Annotated in this window: 16 protein-coding genes and 2 pseudogenes; 15 read left to right on the top strand and 3 right to left on the bottom strand. The window is 38.2% G+C overall.

Features of this window, described 5'->3' with window-relative positions:
* Window positions 1-48: 48 nt before the first annotated feature.
* A complete protein-coding gene (locus QOX44_RS12490) occupies window positions 49-963 on the bottom strand; it encodes an IS3 family transposase (protein ID WP_283682379.1) in 915 nt (304 codons plus the stop codon).
* Window positions 960-1,244, bottom strand: a complete 285-nt coding sequence (locus QOX44_RS12485) for a transposase (RefSeq protein ID WP_009261811.1) — start codon at window positions 1,242-1,244, stop codon at window positions 960-962. The genes QOX44_RS12490 and QOX44_RS12485 overlap by 4 nt, the downstream gene beginning before the upstream one ends.
* 607 nt (window positions 1,245-1,851) lie before the next feature.
* Between QOX44_RS12485 and QOX44_RS12480 the strand changes: the two genes are divergently transcribed.
* The 11 genes and pseudogenes from QOX44_RS12480 to QOX44_RS12430 all read left to right on the top strand — a co-directional run bounded on the left by QOX44_RS12480 (window position 1,852) and on the right by QOX44_RS12430 (window position 11,381).
* Window positions 1,852-4,866 carry a glycoside hydrolase family 3 protein gene (locus QOX44_RS12480; RefSeq protein WP_283683441.1) on the top strand — a complete coding sequence of 1,005 codons (3,015 nt, stop codon included), beginning with the start codon at window positions 1,852-1,854 and terminating at the stop codon, window positions 4,864-4,866.
* A gap of 712 nt (window positions 4,867-5,578) precedes the next feature.
* Window positions 5,579-6,511: a hypothetical protein gene (locus tag QOX44_RS12475; RefSeq protein WP_283683440.1), complete on the top strand. Its 933-nt coding sequence runs from the start codon at window positions 5,579-5,581 to the stop codon at window positions 6,509-6,511.
* Window positions 6,512-6,923: 412 nt separating this feature from the next.
* On the top strand, window positions 6,924-7,073 hold the full coding sequence (locus QOX44_RS18095) for a hypothetical protein (RefSeq protein ID WP_331488397.1): 150 nt from the start codon (window positions 6,924-6,926) through the stop codon (window positions 7,071-7,073).
* A gap of 236 nt (window positions 7,074-7,309) precedes the next feature.
* Window positions 7,310-7,528, top strand: a complete 219-nt coding sequence (locus QOX44_RS12465) for a helix-turn-helix domain-containing protein (protein WP_283683439.1) — start codon at window positions 7,310-7,312, stop codon at window positions 7,526-7,528.
* Window positions 7,521-8,063 carry a hypothetical protein gene (locus QOX44_RS12460; protein ID WP_283683438.1) on the top strand — a complete coding sequence of 181 codons (543 nt, stop codon included), beginning with the start codon at window positions 7,521-7,523 and terminating at the stop codon, window positions 8,061-8,063. Before QOX44_RS12465 ends, QOX44_RS12460 begins: the two co-directional genes overlap by 8 nt.
* 124 nt (window positions 8,064-8,187) lie before the next feature.
* The gene (locus QOX44_RS12455) at window positions 8,188-8,616 is read left to right on the top strand and encodes a DUF134 domain-containing protein (protein WP_283683437.1); all 429 of its coding nucleotides are present in this window, start codon (window positions 8,188-8,190) and stop codon (window positions 8,614-8,616) included.
* An 11-nt stretch (window positions 8,617-8,627) separates the two neighbouring features.
* Window positions 8,628-8,912 (top strand): annotated as a pseudogene (locus QOX44_RS12450) (NifB/NifX family molybdenum-iron cluster-binding protein); the annotation flags it as partial.
* Between the two features lie 40 nt (window positions 8,913-8,952).
* Window positions 8,953-9,321, top strand: a complete 369-nt coding sequence (locus QOX44_RS12445; protein ID WP_283683436.1) for a NifB/NifX family molybdenum-iron cluster-binding protein — start codon at window positions 8,953-8,955, stop codon at window positions 9,319-9,321.
* On the top strand, window positions 9,321-10,151 hold the full coding sequence (locus QOX44_RS12440) for an ATP-binding protein (protein WP_283683435.1): 831 nt from the start codon (window positions 9,321-9,323) through the stop codon (window positions 10,149-10,151). Before QOX44_RS12445 ends, QOX44_RS12440 begins: the two co-directional genes overlap by 1 nt.
* Complete coding sequence (locus QOX44_RS12435; protein ID WP_283683434.1) at window positions 10,148-11,008, top strand: ATP-binding protein; 861 nt, start codon at window positions 10,148-10,150, stop codon at window positions 11,006-11,008. The genes QOX44_RS12440 and QOX44_RS12435 overlap by 4 nt, the downstream gene beginning before the upstream one ends.
* Window positions 11,009-11,021: 13 nt before the next feature.
* Complete coding sequence (locus QOX44_RS12430) at window positions 11,022-11,381, top strand: NifB/NifX family molybdenum-iron cluster-binding protein (RefSeq protein WP_283683433.1); 360 nt, start codon at window positions 11,022-11,024, stop codon at window positions 11,379-11,381.
* Window positions 11,382-11,527: 146 nt separating this feature from the next.
* Here QOX44_RS12430 and QOX44_RS18325 read toward each other — a convergent pair.
* A pseudogene (locus QOX44_RS18325) lies at window positions 11,528-11,639 on the bottom strand (transposase); the annotation flags it as partial.
* Between the two features lie 133 nt (window positions 11,640-11,772).
* Here QOX44_RS18325 and QOX44_RS12425 point away from each other — a divergent pair.
* Genes QOX44_RS12425 through QOX44_RS12410 form a run of 4 tightly spaced genes read left to right on the top strand, consistent with a single transcriptional unit; the run spans window position 11,773 to window position 15,403 of the window.
* A complete protein-coding gene (locus QOX44_RS12425) occupies window positions 11,773-12,834 on the top strand; it encodes a FecCD family ABC transporter permease (protein WP_283683432.1) in 1,062 nt (353 codons plus the stop codon).
* A complete protein-coding gene (locus QOX44_RS12420; RefSeq protein WP_331488396.1) occupies window positions 12,834-13,604 on the top strand; it encodes an ABC transporter ATP-binding protein in 771 nt (256 codons plus the stop codon). The genes QOX44_RS12425 and QOX44_RS12420 overlap by 1 nt, the downstream gene beginning before the upstream one ends.
* Window positions 13,594-14,763 (top strand): ABC transporter substrate-binding protein, encoded by a 1,170-nt coding sequence (locus tag QOX44_RS12415; RefSeq protein ID WP_283683431.1) that lies wholly within the window; start codon window positions 13,594-13,596, stop codon window positions 14,761-14,763. The genes QOX44_RS12420 and QOX44_RS12415 overlap by 11 nt, the downstream gene beginning before the upstream one ends.
* A 46-nt stretch (window positions 14,764-14,809) precedes the next feature.
* Entirely contained in the window at window positions 14,810-15,403 is a 594-nt protein-coding gene (locus QOX44_RS12410; RefSeq protein WP_283683430.1) for a class I SAM-dependent methyltransferase, read from the top strand.
* Window positions 15,404-15,694 lie beyond the last annotated feature (291 nt).

Genomic DNA, 15,694 nt, shown 5'->3' with positions numbered 1-15,694 from the left:
GGTCCTATGTCAAGATTTAGTACAAGTTAAAATGAGGTTTTCCTCATCTTAACCTGCCATCTGCAATTCGCCCTGCTGAAGCCTACGATACAGCTCTTCATAATCATTTGGTGACATATAATCACAGTGACTATGAATTCGTTTCGTATTGTAGAATGCTTCTAAATATTCGAAAATCAAACGATATGCATGATCATAATCTCGAATCTTAAACCGATTCAGCCATTCTCTCTTAATCAGGGAGTGGAACGACTCAATACATGCATTATCCCATGGATATGCCTTTTTAGAATAACTACACTGCATGGTTGCGGTTACACGTTTGTATTCTTTTGATACATACTGGCTTCCGCGGTCTGAATGCAAAATTAAAGGTTTATCGATATTGCGTCTTGCTTTGGCTTTCTTTATTGTTTCAATCACGCAGGATACTTCCAATGTTTTGGAAAGTGTCCAGGCAATGATTTTTCTGGAATATAAGTCCATAATACTGGTCAGATAAACAAATCCGTCTATCGTCCAGATATATGTGATGTCAGAACACCAAACAGCATTTGGTCGTTCTGGATGAAACTGTTCATCAAGGATATTTTTTAATTCGCTGCTGAAGTCAGAATCTTTGGTCGTGATGGTCCATGGCTTGCTCCATTGAGCTTTGATGCCCATTTGTTTCATATACTTACCAACGGTACGCTCGGAGATGATTTCTCCTGATTTACGCAATTCCCTGGTAATTTTAGGGGCACCATAATTCTGTTTAGATTCATCATAAATATCTTTGATTTTAGCTTTTACGGCTTCACGTCTTTTTTCTGTATTAGAAGGAACACGTTTTAGCCATGCATGATAACCAGAACGAGAAACGCCAAGATGTTTCAACATTCCGGAGACAGAAACCCGGCGTTTTGCCTTATGGGCAGTTTCTGCCATCTCCTTAACTTCGAGATAAATGGCTTCCGTCATTTTCCCAGAATGTTGATTGCTTTTTTTAATACTTCAAGGGCATCCTGTGCATCTCGTAATTCTCGTTTTAATCGTGCGATTTCTTTTGCTTCATCAGAAGCATAGTTACCGGAACCACGGCTTTCAATATCACCTGTTTCACGCAGTTCTTTCTGCCAGCGTGATAATGTCTGCTGACTGATTCCTAAGTTTGTAGCACAGCCTTGCAGTCCTAAGTTCTTGTGATCATGATAATACTGGACTGCATCCAGCTTAAATTGTTTGTCATAGTGCTTTGCCATAATGAGTTCCTCCTTCAGTGCGGTACCTACATTGTACCATGATTTTTCTTATAAGGAATTCTCATTTTGACTTGTACTATTTATATTCTAGCACCAATGCTGATGTAAGAAGAAATGGCTATTTTATAAAGAAAAAGACAGTTTATGAAATAAAAAAGACGATTTATGAAATAGCTATATAGATTCAGGAAAATAATGTTAGGATGTTTATATTCAGATTTATTTGAAAAAATTTTTGATTTTATTAAAAAGAAGGAGGAGAGAACATTGTTTTTTAGAAAAATTTAAAGCTGGCACAAGAAAGGAGGTTTCATTCGTAATCAGAAGTGGAATTAATGGAATTTCTGTAATTATGTGAGGACAAATAGCAAATGAAAATTTTTTGATTTGCAAAGTTTCCAATGGGCTAATTGAACTTGCAAAGATTGTAGTGGAGTGTTACGGAGAAAAATGGAGAACGTATAGTACGATATAAAAGGAAAGTGCTGTACTTTTGATTTTGTGGGATTGGAAGAATAGACTTTAAAGAATTTGGTCAGAGATGAGTAATGGAAGAGAGAAAACTAAACGGCTGCATTTTTCAAAAATGAGATGGGAGAGAGTAATAATGAAGAAAAGAAAATGGGTATTACCAACAATAATAGTGATTATTGCGACTTTAATGTTAACTTTTGCAACAGTTAAGATTTACAATTTAATGTTTGGAGGTGGTTTAGGGATTACTACTACCGATCTTATGGATGCATTGAATGCCTGCAAGATTCCACTGATTATAGTGGGAGTGGTAATTGTTGCAGGGATTGTTGTAATAGTGTTAGCGAGTAAAATGGAAAAGATAAAGAGAAAACTGGTTCGGATTCAAGCTCCGATTGCAATGATTTTATCTGTTCTGATTGCTGCAAATTGGATTATGTTGGATATTGAATATTCTATATTTAATAGTATTTTTAGCGAAGAAACAAAAGTATCAGAAGAAACGTTGGAAACCGGGCGGAAAATAGCTGATCAGATTGCTTCAGAGGGAATTGTTTTATTGAAAAATGATGATAATGGATTGCCGATAAAAAAAGGAACAAAATTAAATTTATTTGGATGGTCGAGTGTTCGCCCACTTTATGGGGGAACCGGATCGGGTGCAACAAGCGAAGAAAAGTCTACAACATTGATACAGGGATTAGAGAATGCAGGATATGAAGTAAATACGGAACTGATTGATTTTTATGAAAAATTTCGTTCAGAAAGGCCAGTTGGGACAATACGTTTGAGAGAATTGGGCTCAAAAAAAGGTGATTGGACAATTCCGGAACCTACTATAGAAGAATATGAAGAAGCAGAAATTTTTAAAAAAGCAGTAGAATTTTCCGATACGGCGCTGATTGTTATCAGTCGTACTGGTGGAGAAGGGTTTGATGTGCCTCAAAGTTTGACAAAGACCGATGAGCACAATGTTCAATATGGAGAACTTGCCCAGTACTATACTTTTGGAACTCAAGAAGATGATTTGGATGCAAAAAAAAGTTATCTTGAATTAAGTAATCGAGAGAGTAAAATGGTAGAACGAGTTTGCAAAGAATTTGACAATGTGGTTGTGGTGGTGAATTCATCTAATGCGATGGAACTTGGATGGCTTGAAGATTATGAGAGTATTAAAGCAGCAGTGTTATGTGCTGCACCTGGAGAAGTAGGATTTGATTCATTAGGACGGGTACTCAATGGCGAAGTCAATCCTTCAGGACATCTGGCAGATACATATGTATATGATTTATTAAATACGCCTACTGTAAATAATTTTGGCGGTACATCTTATGATAATTATGCAGAAGTAACGGGCAGTGAAGAGAATGTAGCGAAATTCTTAAACTATTCCGAAGGTATTTATGTGGGATATAAGTTTTATGAAACAGCCGCTGAAGAAGGGTTAATAAATTATGAAGAAGTTGTGCAGTATCCTTTCGGATATGGAATGAGTTATACAACTTTTGAGTCGAAAATTGCAGATGTAAAAGACACAGGAGACGATATTACGCTTAGTATAGATGTGACAAATACAGGTGATACGGCAGGTAAGTATGTGGCGGAAATTTTTTATAATCCACCGTATACGAACGGAGGAATAGAAAAGGCATCTGCAAACTTGATTGAATTTGCAAAGACAGAATTGTTAGAACCAGGGGCATCTCAAACATTAGAGATTACATTTGCATATGAAGATATGTCTTCTTACGATTCGGAATGTATTAAGAGTGAAAATGGTGCATATGTGTTAGAAGCAGGAGAATATGAAATCAATCTTTGCTCAGATTCGCATACCATAATTGATACATATGTTACTGTTGTAGAAGAAGATATTATATATGATGAAGAACATGAGGGGGCGCGATCTTCCGATAAAGAAGTAGCACAGAATCATTTGGGATTTGCAGAAGGTGATGTGGAGTATTTAAGTCGAGCCGATGGGTTTGCAAATTATGAAAAAACGATAGCTGCTCCGACAGAGTTTAGTATGAATGAAGAAGCACTTGAGAATTATACAAGTTTTACTACGTTTAATGCAGCAGATTATGATGATGAAGATATCGAAATGCCGATAACTGGAGCAGATAACGGAGTCATGCTTTCGGACTTGACTGGAGTAGATTATGATGATCCCAAATGGGATGCGTTATTAGATCAGTTGACGGTAGATGAAATGGCTCAATTATCAGCTGATGGAGGATATCATACAATTGCGATTGAAAAAATCGGACTTTCAGCAACGGAAGACTGTGATGGGCCTACGGGTGTTCATAGCAATTACAATGCAGCTGCAGGTGTTGGATATCCGGGGCAGGTTATGTTAGCATGCACTTGGAATAAAGAATTGGCAAAAGAAAAAGGAATTCAGATAGCGAAAGAGTGTGCGGAAATTAATTGTGCAGGATGGTATGGCCCGGCTATGAATATCCATAGGAGTGCATTTGGTGGAAGAAATTTTGAATATTATTCCGAGGATGGATACCTGTCGGGCGTTATTTCGGCAGGAGAGGTAGCAGGTGCAACAGAAAATGGACTTATTTGTTATGTCAAACATTTCGCATTTAATGAACAGGATAACTATAGACAGAATGGTATTTGTACATGGACAAATGAGCAGGCTGCTAGAGAAATTTATCTTAAAGCATTTGAGTATCCGGTAAAAGCAGGGGCAATGGGTGTTATGACTTCAATGAATGCTATTGGAACTATTTGGAGTGGTGGTTCAGAAGCGTTATTGACTGATATCCTACGAAACGAGTGGGGATTTAATGGTTCTGTTATTACTGATGCGATGGCTGGAGGCTGGTATATGAATCAAAATTTAGCTATTCGTACCGGAGGTACAAAAATGTTAGCGTTCAGTATTACAGAAGATTTTTATATTGACCGCGATTCTGCAGGTACAGTTAATGCATTACGAAATGCAGCACATGGAACACTATATGCATTGGCAAATTCTAATGTAATGATGAGAACAGTAGAAACACCTAATTGGGTAATTGCTCTATATGTAGTAGATGTAGTTGTTATTCTTGCACTAGTGGCATGGGAAATAATTGCCTTTAACAGATATCGTAAAAATAAGAAAAAACAACAAGAAGGATAAAAAACGAATGTTATGATGAGGCAATTAACATGCTGGTTTGAATACGCACTATAAAATATGAAAAGGAAAAAGATGGTTGTCATTAGCCATCTTTTTCCTTTTCATGAAAAACTTAGAGAGGGCAGAAATGTCCTTGTAAGAGGCGCAAACTGTGATTTATCTTTCGGCGTTTGATTGGAAACAGTTATTTATTATGGTAGGATAGGCGGATGAAAAATTCAACCGCTACTCTATGAGAAAAGAATATTGCGGCATCTAAAACAGTTATGATATAGCGGTATTACTGATGAGATTAGGTGCGTGCGTCTGCATACTGTTTGGCATGTGGTGTATAGAATGAAAGAAAACCAAAAGCAGGAGGTCAAAGCAGAAGAAATGGGAGGATACAGGGAGAGAATGCAGAAAATAGAATGATAGTTTTATTGACAACTGCATATTATTTCAACGTAATTCAATGTGTAGCGGTCCATATCGTTTTGATAGATAAATTTGAAGTAAATTATAGAATCAAACACCACAAAGAATAGAAATGGTATTGCCAATGGTGGATATTGAGAAGGTATTGCAAAAACGCTTGAATCAGCTTATAATATAGCTATGCTGGAACTGGTATAAAAACACATATTAAATATGTAAGAAAATATAGAAGACTGTAGCTTCTATATCAGTGACAGTACCTTTCTTACGAAAATATAGAAAGGAGATACAAAAGATGCAGCAAAAAATACAGTGGCATCCTGCTTTCTGTAGTGCCATGGAACTTGAGTTCTTGGATGATTCTGAAAATCTGTTGTTTGACCGGGAGTATAACCTCAGCTCAAAACCATTGCAGATTGACCTGCTCATTGTGACGAAGAAGAAAGATCTTGTACTAAAAAGTATTATCGGAAAAATCTTCCGCAGCCATAATATCATGGAGTTTAAATCTCCACGTGATGGATTGGGAATCGATGATTATTTCAAAGCGTTGGCGTACGCCTGTTTGTACAAATCTTTTGGAACGTCTGACAATGCAATTTTGGTAGAGGATATCACGGTCACGTTAGTCCGTGACCTGAAGCCGAAAAAACTGCTTGCATGGTTTACAGAAAATGGCTATGCAGTAGAGAGACCTTATGGTGGGATCTACTACATCAGAAAAGAAGGGTTTTTCATAACGCAGGTGGTAGTAACGTCTGAGGTCAGCCGTGAAGAATCGCGATGGTTAAGCCGGCTGACAGAAAATCTCACGCAGCAGGATATGCGGACAATGGTGTCGGATATGCAAAAGACACAGGGGAAACATGAACGTGAGTGCGCAGACGCTGTTTTGGAAGTCGTTATGCGTGCAAATACTGAACTATTTCACACAGCAAAGGAGGAGGCAGATATGTGTAAAGCGTTAGAAGAACTGATGGCTCCTGAAATCGAGGCGATAAAACAAAAAATTCTTACAGAGGGACTTGCAGAAGGCCGAGCAGAAGGCCGAGCAGAAGGTCGCGAAGAAGGTCGAGCAGAAGGTCGCGAAGAAGGTCGTGCAGAAGGAGAAAGCAGGCTTAGCAGCTTGATAAATGTACTTCTGAAAGCGAGACGTTTTGCCGATGCTGAGAGAGTAACCGAAGATAAAGTTTATAGGCAGAAATTATACCAAGAGTATAATCTTTGAAATTCAAACTCAGCCTTGCGCTGTTTTCCACACAGCAAAGAATGAGACGGATATGTGTAGAGTATTAGATAAATGGCAAGATTCCTTTTCCGGTGAAGCATGGATTACAATGTCGTTAAGACGATCTGCTGTGACTTGTCGGTGGAAGGAAAAATATGTTCAGAAGTATCAAAATAATAAGGCTGCGCTGATAGTAAAAAAGGTCGGAGAAATCCGGCCTTTTTTATAAAGGACAAAAGAAAACTTTTCTGTGTGTATTAGGTATAATATAGATAGAATATTGCTATCTAATAGGCGCAAGGAGGTGTTGGCATGAATATTTGTCCATTTGTAGCAATTCGCCCAAATTGCAATAAGATTGATTGCAGAACTGGTTTTTCTTACTAAGAACGGCGCGGGAGATTTGGTCGTTATGGATATTGAAACTTATAATTGGAAAGAAAAAATGTTGAAGTTCCGTGAGGAATTCTTAGGAGTTGAGAAAGACAGAATAGTAGGCAGAGTCGGTTGTATCCCTGATGAATTGGACGTTGACCTTGATGAGGTGATTGTAGAGGTGTAGCCTATGGCAGAGAACAAGAGATACAAAGTCATTGTTTGTGACAGAGCCAAGAGGATGTTGGGAACACATATCTGCTTTATGGCACATGGCAACAAGGGGTAATTTATTATTGAAACAGTTATCGTCAAACAGTAAAGGCTTGAGCCTTGACAAATTTGCTTGATTTCAAGAGTAAACCAAGAGTCGGTTTACTTTTTTTTTAGTTGAGATAAAATGATGTTGAAAGGGGGAAGACGATGGATGCGAAAAAAACTGGTAGATATATTAGTGATAATAGAAAAAAGCATGGACTGTCACAAAAAGAACTGGCAGATAAATTAAATATTACTGATAAAGCTATAAGTAAATGGGAAAGAGGTCTGTCGTTTCCTGATATATCCTTACTTATTCCGCTTTCAGAAATATTGGAGATAACTCTGTATGATTTATTGACTGGAGGAAATAAAGATGAATAAAAGTGAAGCTGAATATGTGATTAAAGATACAATTGAATATGCTAGTAAGGAAATCGAAAAAAGTAAAAAGAAAGCTCGAAATGGTATAATTATTACAATATGTAGTTTTTTGTTTATTATTGTTGCTGCATATCTTTTTGGGGGAATGGAGATGCCAGTAAAATATACGGAAAATATTGTTTCTGTGACTATACCAGAAGATAAAGGTTTAGATATTTCAGTGAATTTAAAAAATTATAAATCTGCAAAATGTGTTTTGGTAAACCAAAGTAATGATACATATGATTTATATATTGGAATTACACAAACGTTTTATACAAAGATGGTTAAAAGTGATGAACACCTTATAAGGGCTGGAAATGGACTTATCATAGATTTTAACTCAGGAAAAGTAATTAAATCTATGCCGGGAAATGACTTTGCAGAGAAAATTATGCATGTATATTATATTGATAATTTGACCGATAAAATGATCAATATGGATAATAGTGAACTCGTTAATTATGATGAGAAAACACTTGTTTGGACAAGATAATTTAACATTGGAATATACAAAAAATATGAGGAAATAAATCGTGTTTTTTCAAAAAACCAGAGAAAATTTGATGGTTTATTGACATATGCCATAAACGATGTATAATGAAGACAGAGGTGGTGGTATGCCAAGACCAAGAAAGTGTAGGAAAGTATGTAATATACCTGAAATTCAGGAATTCCGCCCGGTAAGGGAAAAGTTATATTCGTCTGTTATTATCTTGTCGGTAGATGAGTATGAAACCATTCGCTTGATAGATAAAGAAGGGTTTTCTCAGGAAGAATGTAGTAAGTTTATGCAAATTGCAAGGACGACAGTTCAAACGATTTATGATTCCGCTCGAAAGAAGATGGCGGAGGCTCTTGTAAGTGGATATACATTAAAAATCGAAGGCGGAAGTTTTAGAGTATGTGATGGTAAGGATGAGCAATGTCGGTGTATGGGATGTCCCAAACATTATCGGAATCAGATTGGCATACAACGAGAGGTAGATGGTAAAATGAGGGTTGCGATTCCATTGGAGGACAACAAAACCGATGTCTGTAGTGTTTAGCAAGAGCACCGCATTTTCTTTTTCAGGATGGGAATATCGGAAGAATTGTGGAAAATCCGGCGGCAGAAATCCAAGGCGGAGCCGGGATACAGGCAGCTCAGTTTTTGGTAGATCAGGGAGTAGATGTGCTAATTACTGTGCGATGCGGACAAAATGCCGCAGATGTATTTGGAGCAGCTGGAATGAAAATATATAAATCAGAAGGAAAAGTAGCAACAAAAGTTCTGGAGGATTTTTATGCCGGTAGGTTGAAAAAATTGACACATTTTCATGATGGTTTTCAGGGAAACATGTAGAGTGAGTTGCAAATGGAGGTTTGCAGAAAAGAGGTTTATTATGAAGATAGCAATTCCTATGGAAGAAAAGAGTATTAATACTAATATTTGTGTGACTTTTGGACGTGCTTTGTTTTTTTTGATTTTTGATACAGATACAGAGGAAGAAAAATATATAGAGAATCCAGCGCTATCTGCTCAGGGCGGAGCTGGAATTAAAGCGGCACAAGCTGTTATTGATGCAGGTGTGGAAGCGGTGATTCTTCCAAGATTGGGACAAAATGCAGCGGAGGTTTTTCAGACTGGACAAATTGTATTATATAAAGCAGAATTTGGTTCTGCAAAGCATAATATTGAATTATTGAAAGAGTGTAAATTATCAAAATTAACAGAATTTCATTCTGGTTTTCATGGACGTGGAGGTAGATAATGAATATAGCAGTTTTAAGTGGAAAAGGTGGAACCGGGAAAACTTTCGTTTCCTGTAACCTGGCTTCTGCGATTGAGAAATCTGCTTATATTGATTGCGATGTTGAAGAACCAAATGGACATTTATTTTTTAAACCTACAGATGTTTGTTCTCAAAAGGTATGTGTGAAAATACCACAGATTTTAGCAGATAGATGTAATCACTGTCGCAAATGTGTTGATTTCTGTCATTTTAATGCTTTGGCATTCATCAAAGAGGAACCGATGCTGTTCCGTGGGGTCTGTCATTCTTGCGGAGGCTGCAAAATTGTATGTCCAAATCAGGCAGTTGTAGAAAAAGATTATTCAATAGGTGAGATTCGTACTGGTAAGCATCGTTCTATTATTGTAAAAACAGGAATTATGAACATAGGTGAAGAAAGCGGCGTTCCGATTATTCGAGAATTGATAAAGAATTTACCTTGTAAGAATAATATCATAGACTGTCCACCGGGAAGCGCTTGCACAGTGATGGAAAGTATCAAAGAAGCAGATTATTGTGTGATTGTTGCGGAGCCAAGTATTTTTGGAGTTCATAATTTTCAGATGGTTTACAAGCTTGTAAAAATATTAAAAAAACCATTTGGAATTGTGATCAATAAAGTGAATGATTTGAACAATCCGATGCAGGAATTATGTGAGAAACTTCAGTTGCCTGTTTTAGAACAGATTCCTTTTGCGTGTGAGATTGCAGCACAGAATGCAGCAGGAAATCTTGTATACGAAACGAACCAAAAGGCAAAAGAAATATTTGAACGATTATATGCCAAGATATCGGAGGTGGTAAAATGAAAAAACTTCTGATACTAAGTGGAAAGGGCGGGACAGGAAAAACAACAGTTGCAGCGTCAATGATTGAACTTTTTGCTGCAAAAGCATTTGCGGATTGTGATGTAGATGCACCGAATCTACACCTTGTTGAAAATAGGAATGTGTTACCGGATAGGAAAGACTTTCATGGTTCTCAAAAAGCTGTAATTGATAAGTTACGCTGTATGTTTTGCGGCGCATGTGCATCAAATTGTCGATTTGATGCCATAAAACTTGTGAAATCAAAATATATCGTAGATGAATTTGCATGTGAAGGATGTGGCGTTTGTGAGCAGATTTGTCCGGCAAAAGCGATACATCTGGAAGACGATATCGCTGGAGAATTGATGCTTTATAAAGAGGAGAGAACTTTTTCTACAGCGAAATTGAAAATGGGTAGAGGAAATTCCGGCAAACTTGTGACGGCAGTCAAACAGCAATTAGTAAAAAATTCGGAAGAAGAATTTGCTATCATTGATGGTTCACCTGGTATTGGATGCCCGGTAGTTGCTTCTATAAGCGGAGTGGATATGGTGTTAATTGTAGCAGAACCCTCACAATCAGGAATTTCAGATATGGAAAGAATACTGGATACGGTTTACCAGTTAGATGTTCCAGTAGCAGTTTGTATTAACAAATATGATATTTCATTGGAAAAGACAGAAGAAATTATCTCTTTCTGTGAAGAAAATGAAATTCCGTTTGTTGGGAAAATCCCATTGGATGAGACGGTAACGAAGGCTCAAAATAATGGAAGAAGTGTAATTCATATAGACTGTCCTGCGTCAAGGGCAATCCAAGGGATATATGAGCAAACAAAAAATTTATTAAATGTATAAAGGAGACTAGGCTATGAAAATCGCAGTATCTTGTAATGGAAATCAAATTTGGGCACATTTTGGACATTGTGAGAATTTTATGATTTATGAGACAGAAAATAGTGAGATTATTTCTGAGCAATCTGTTCCGAATCCAGGACATAAGCCCGGATTTCTTCCAAATTTTCTTGCTGATATGGGCGTAAATACTATTATCTCTGGTGGTATGGGCGGTGGAGCTGTTGATATTTTTAATGAGCGCAATGTAGAAGTAATTCTTGGCGCACAAGGAGATGCGAAAATGGCTGTGAAAGCATATCTTCGTGGTGAATTAAAATCCACAGGTTCTATTTGCCATGAACATGAACATGCAGATGACTGTGGTGAACATTAAATACTTAAAAAATTTCGATTCTGAGACAATAGGCGGGGTGGGATTCTTAGGAATCCTGCCCCATTGTTGTGTTTGAAAGTTTTTTTTGCTTTGTTATATAAAAGTGCCTGTTTTATTGCATAGCAAACAAACCTTCAAGTACCAGTTTAGTAAAATGAATGGGTTACCAGAAAAATACGAGTTTTGAGACGCTGGAAATTTCGAATTCCAGAGGATGTTCGTTTCAGGACTTTTAATTTTGTTGTTGAAGCCTTCGGTTGAAAAAATAATATCCCCACGGGGGGCTTACAGAGCAAAAAATTCAATGCTATAATAATGGCAATGTGCCTTTGAGAAAAGACAGCACTTTCTCAAAGCAGTAATCATCATTACAGGGGTATTAGTATTTATTATGCAGGGAAAACAGAGACTAAGCCACAGAAAACACAAACATTATTTTGTGATTTTCGGACTGTTGGTTTTAGTAATTATACTAGGTATTGGATGTTTATTTTTAGGATATTCTCATATGTCAGCGGGGGAGTGCATTTTGGCTTTGACCGGACAGGGCAGCGCTGCAAGTGTGCGGATCGTATGGAATATTCGTATTCCGAGAATATTAGCGGCTGTGATTGCCGGTGCCGGTTTGTCTGTTTCTGGTCTTATTATGCAGACAACTTTGAATAATTCTATGGCATCTCCTTCAACGTTAGGGGTGTCGAATGCGGCGGTGTTTGGCGCGAATCTTTCTATCATTGCTTTTGCAGGTGGATTCCTTTCTACTGGGAACAATCTTTCCAATTATGCGGTTGGAGTGAACCCGTATGCTACCAGTTTTATTGCGTTCTTATTTTCGACATTTTCAATCGTATTGATTTTAGGATTATGTACCGTGCGGTCCTTTTCTCCAAATGTAGTAGTATTATCCGGTATCGCTGTTGGTTCTGTCTGGACCGCAGCGACTACGCTTTTGCAGTTTTATGCGACAGACGTAGGACTTTCTGCCGCTGTGGTATGGAATTTCGGAGATTTGGGGAGAGCCACTTACCGGACGGATGCAATTATGTTTGCCGTAGTATTGTCGGGGATTCTGTTTTTTACGCTCACGTCATGGAAACTGAATGCATTGCTGAGCGGAGAGGCAACGGCAAAAACAATGGGAGTTAATGTGGAAGGTTTGAGATTTGTCTCTATGCTTTTGGCATCTATGATTACTGCGGTATGCGTATCTTTTCTTGGAATTATTGGATTCGTTGGTATTATTTGTCCGCATATCACGAAAAAACTGTTTGGTCAGGATCATCGTGTTACGATTCCAGTTTCTGCTTTGAGTGGCAGTTTATTGCTGCTGTTTTCGGATACTCTGTCCAGAAGTATGGGAAATGGAGCGGCTTTGCCGGTCGGTGCGATTACCTCTTTGTTAGGAGCCCCTTTTTTTGTGGCAATTATTTTTTCGGGAAAGGAAAATCGCTGATGCTGAGTGTAAATAATCTTAGTTTTCGTTATAGCCGTCAGGGGAAGATGGTACTGGATCATGTTAATTTAGAGCTGGAGCAAGGAGAGATCGGAATTTTGCTTGGGAAAAACGGTTCCGGAAAGACGACTTTATTTAAAAATATTCTTGGTATCCATACACCTTTAAAAGGAGAAATCTGTTTTGGAGATGAGGTGCTTACAAAAATGTCCCGGCGGGAACGGGCAAGGCGCATTGCTTATGTTCCCCAGGAAATTCATTTTGGCGCATTAACCGTATTTGATTCTATCCTTATGGGAAGGGTTTCTTATTTTGGCTACAAGGCGAGTGAAAATGATTATACTGCCGTAGAGAAAATTATCGCCGATATGCATCTTGAAGATTACGCAGACAGAAATGTAGATGAACTTTCAGGCGGCGAGCGGCAGAAAATAGCGATTGCACGTGCTATGGCGCAGAATCCTAAAATGATGGTTTTTGATGAGCCGACGGGCAATTTGGATATAGCAAATGAGCATTTAATTATTGAAGAAGCAAAAAAATTGGCAAAACAAAAGAAAATCAGTATTTTGAGTTCCCTGCATGATTTGAATCAGGCACTGCATTTTGGCGATAAATTTTTCTTTTTGAAAGACGGCGTTATAAAATATGCAGGTGGTAAGGACTGTGTCAATGAAGAAGTGATCAAAGATATTTTTGACATTGATGTCAGAATAGCTGAGATAGAAAATGAAAAAATTATTTTAGGAGGAAAAGGAAATGAAGATTAAAAAAATTACGGCATGTCTCCTGGCTTCTGTATTGACATTTGGCGTTTGCGGTATGTCTGCGCAATGTGAAGAAGTAGCTCAGGCAGAAGAAGCGACAGAGGTTACGATTACTGATATGATTGGCAGGAAAGTCACGGTGACACCCGGCAGCTATGAGCGAGTGGTATGTATTGGCGCAGGAGCACTGAGAATGTACAGCTATGTGGGAGATACAGAACTTTTGTGCGGAGTAGAGGACATTGATAATACTGCCTTAGAAGAGCGTCCGATGATGTTTGATTCTGTTGCCAGACCTTATGTACTGGTATATGGAGATACCTTTCAAAGGCTGCCGTCTTGCGGTGTGGGCGGACCAATGGCGCAAGCTGCTGAGGCAGAGAAAATTCTTGCTTGTGAACCGGATATTGTAATTTCTGAGTTTGAAGATGTTGAAAAAGAAGATGCGCTACAGGAGCAACTTGGTGTTCCTGTTATTACACTAAAAGCCGGACCCAAGGGGGTTTTTGACGAAGCTTTTGTCGGCTCGATGGAATTGCTCGGCACAGTTTTTGAGGCGGAGGAAAGAGCGCAGGAATTAGTGGACTTTGTTGCGTCTGAAGCAGAGGAGATTTCTTCGAGAACGGCAGAGATTAAAGAGGAAGAAAAACCGGGGGTATATATTTGCGGTTTGGGTAACTGGGGGACAACGGACCATTTGATGACAGCGGAACATTTTCCTTCTTTGGATATTGCAAATGTGAAAAATGTGCTTAATGACAGTGGCATGGACGGCATTCAGCCAATTGAAGAAGAAAAGTTTGTAGCGCTTGGGAATGAGATGGATATCATGATTATAGATGCGGCGGCAGTAAAAAATATTACTCCGTTGTATCAAGAAGATCCTGCAATGTTTGATACTTGCAAGGCTTGGCAAGATGGGGAGGTTTATCTGGAGATGGCGTATAATGCGTATTATACAAATTTCGAGATAGCCTTAATGAACAGTTGGTTTGTGGCGAAAACTGTTTATCCGGAAGCGTTTGAAGATATTGAACTGACTGAAAAGACAAATGAGATCACAAAGATGTTTCTTGGGCAGGAGCTCGCAGAAGAGATTTTCGCATGTCCGACTAGCTTTGGTGGATACCAGAAAATAGATACCGAAACATTTTTTGGATAAATTTTATCAAGCGCTGACAGAAATTTGTATAAACTGGAGAGTATATATGAAGAAGAGTGATGTAATCGAATTTTTCAATCATTGCGCTCCAACTTGGGATGCGGAGATCGTGAAAAATGATGAAATTATTCGAAAAATTTTGGACAATATTTCAGTGACAGCTAATATGAACATTTTGGATGTGGCATGCGGTACGGGCGTAATGATCCCTTATTATCTGGAAAGAAAGGTATCCTCTGTTATAGGCATTGATATTTCGCCGGAAATGGCAAAAATTGCGGAGGAAAAATATGCGGCAGAGGAAAGAGTGAGAATTGTCTGTGGGGATGTTGAGGAAGCTGAATTTGATTCTCAATTTGATGCGATTATTGTTTATAATGCCTTTCCACATTTTCCGGAACCACAGAATCTAATTAAGAAACTGGCTTCTTTATTGAAAAATGATGGACGGCTTACAATCGCTCACGGGGCAAGCCGAGAAGATATAGACAGACATCACAAAGGAGCCGCAAGTAAGGTATCTAATGGCTTGATAACGGCAGATAAATTGAAAACGTTATTCGATCCCTATTTTAAAGTGAATGTGGTGATTTCAGACAATCAAATGTATCAGGTGTCCGGTGTCAAACGGCAGGCATAAGAGATTGTTGATATTAAATACAAAAACATTGTATTTCGGGCATTTTTCTTTATAATCGTATGAAATACATCCGTAATTCATGGAACCAATCTGCAGAAATGGTGTGTTTCTGTAGATTGGTTCTTTTTGTTGTGTCACGGTAAAAATAAACCCCCTGCTATGCACAACATCATAAACTTAAGAGAATCTGCTTTGAGATGGGCAGATTCTTTTATTTATGATAAAATTTAGGCAGGGGTGTATATGAGGGGTACCTATATTGAAAGAATCCAAAAACTTTCTGAAAAACTG

This window comes from Parablautia sp. Marseille-Q6255 (assembly GCF_951230155.1).
GTDB lineage: Bacteria > Bacillota > Clostridia > Lachnospirales > Lachnospiraceae > Choladousia.
Note: the sequence above shows the minus strand (reverse complement) of the source record. Positions and strands in the feature narration are given on the sequence as shown.

Bases quoted from the DNA above. Each gene is read 5' to 3' on its own strand.
- QOX44_RS12460 (WP_283683438.1), top strand. From the start codon at position 7,521: ATGAATAAAAGTGAAGCTGAATATGTGATTAAAGATACAATTGAATAT.
- QOX44_RS12425 (WP_283683432.1), top strand. From the start codon at position 11,773: ATGCAGGGAAAACAGAGACTAAGCCACAGAAAACACAAACATTATTTT.
- QOX44_RS12490 (WP_283682379.1), bottom strand. From the start codon at position 963: ATGACGGAAGCCATTTATCTCGAAGTTAAGGAGATGGCAGAAACTGCC.
- QOX44_RS12485 (WP_009261811.1), bottom strand. From the start codon at position 1,244: ATGGCAAAGCACTATGACAAACAATTTAAGCTGGATGCAGTCCAGTAT.
- QOX44_RS12440 (WP_283683435.1), top strand. From the start codon at position 9,321: ATGAATATAGCAGTTTTAAGTGGAAAAGGTGGAACCGGGAAAACTTTC.
- QOX44_RS12415 (WP_283683431.1), top strand. From the start codon at position 13,594: ATGAAGATTAAAAAAATTACGGCATGTCTCCTGGCTTCTGTATTGACA.
- QOX44_RS12445 (WP_283683436.1), top strand. From the start codon at position 8,953: ATGAAGATAGCAATTCCTATGGAAGAAAAGAGTATTAATACTAATATT.
- QOX44_RS12480 (WP_283683441.1), top strand. From the start codon at position 1,852: ATGAAGAAAAGAAAATGGGTATTACCAACAATAATAGTGATTATTGCG.
- QOX44_RS12435 (WP_283683434.1), top strand. From the start codon at position 10,148: ATGAAAAAACTTCTGATACTAAGTGGAAAGGGCGGGACAGGAAAAACA.
- QOX44_RS18095 (WP_331488397.1), top strand. From the start codon at position 6,924: ATGGATATTGAAACTTATAATTGGAAAGAAAAAATGTTGAAGTTCCGT.
- QOX44_RS12455 (WP_283683437.1), top strand. From the start codon at position 8,188: ATGCCAAGACCAAGAAAGTGTAGGAAAGTATGTAATATACCTGAAATT.
- QOX44_RS12430 (WP_283683433.1), top strand. From the start codon at position 11,022: ATGAAAATCGCAGTATCTTGTAATGGAAATCAAATTTGGGCACATTTT.
- QOX44_RS12475 (WP_283683440.1), top strand. From the start codon at position 5,579: ATGCAGCAAAAAATACAGTGGCATCCTGCTTTCTGTAGTGCCATGGAA.
- QOX44_RS12410 (WP_283683430.1), top strand. From the start codon at position 14,810: ATGAAGAAGAGTGATGTAATCGAATTTTTCAATCATTGCGCTCCAACT.
- QOX44_RS12420 (WP_331488396.1), top strand. From the start codon at position 12,834: ATGCTGAGTGTAAATAATCTTAGTTTTCGTTATAGCCGTCAGGGGAAG.
- QOX44_RS12465 (WP_283683439.1), top strand. From the start codon at position 7,310: ATGGATGCGAAAAAAACTGGTAGATATATTAGTGATAATAGAAAAAAG.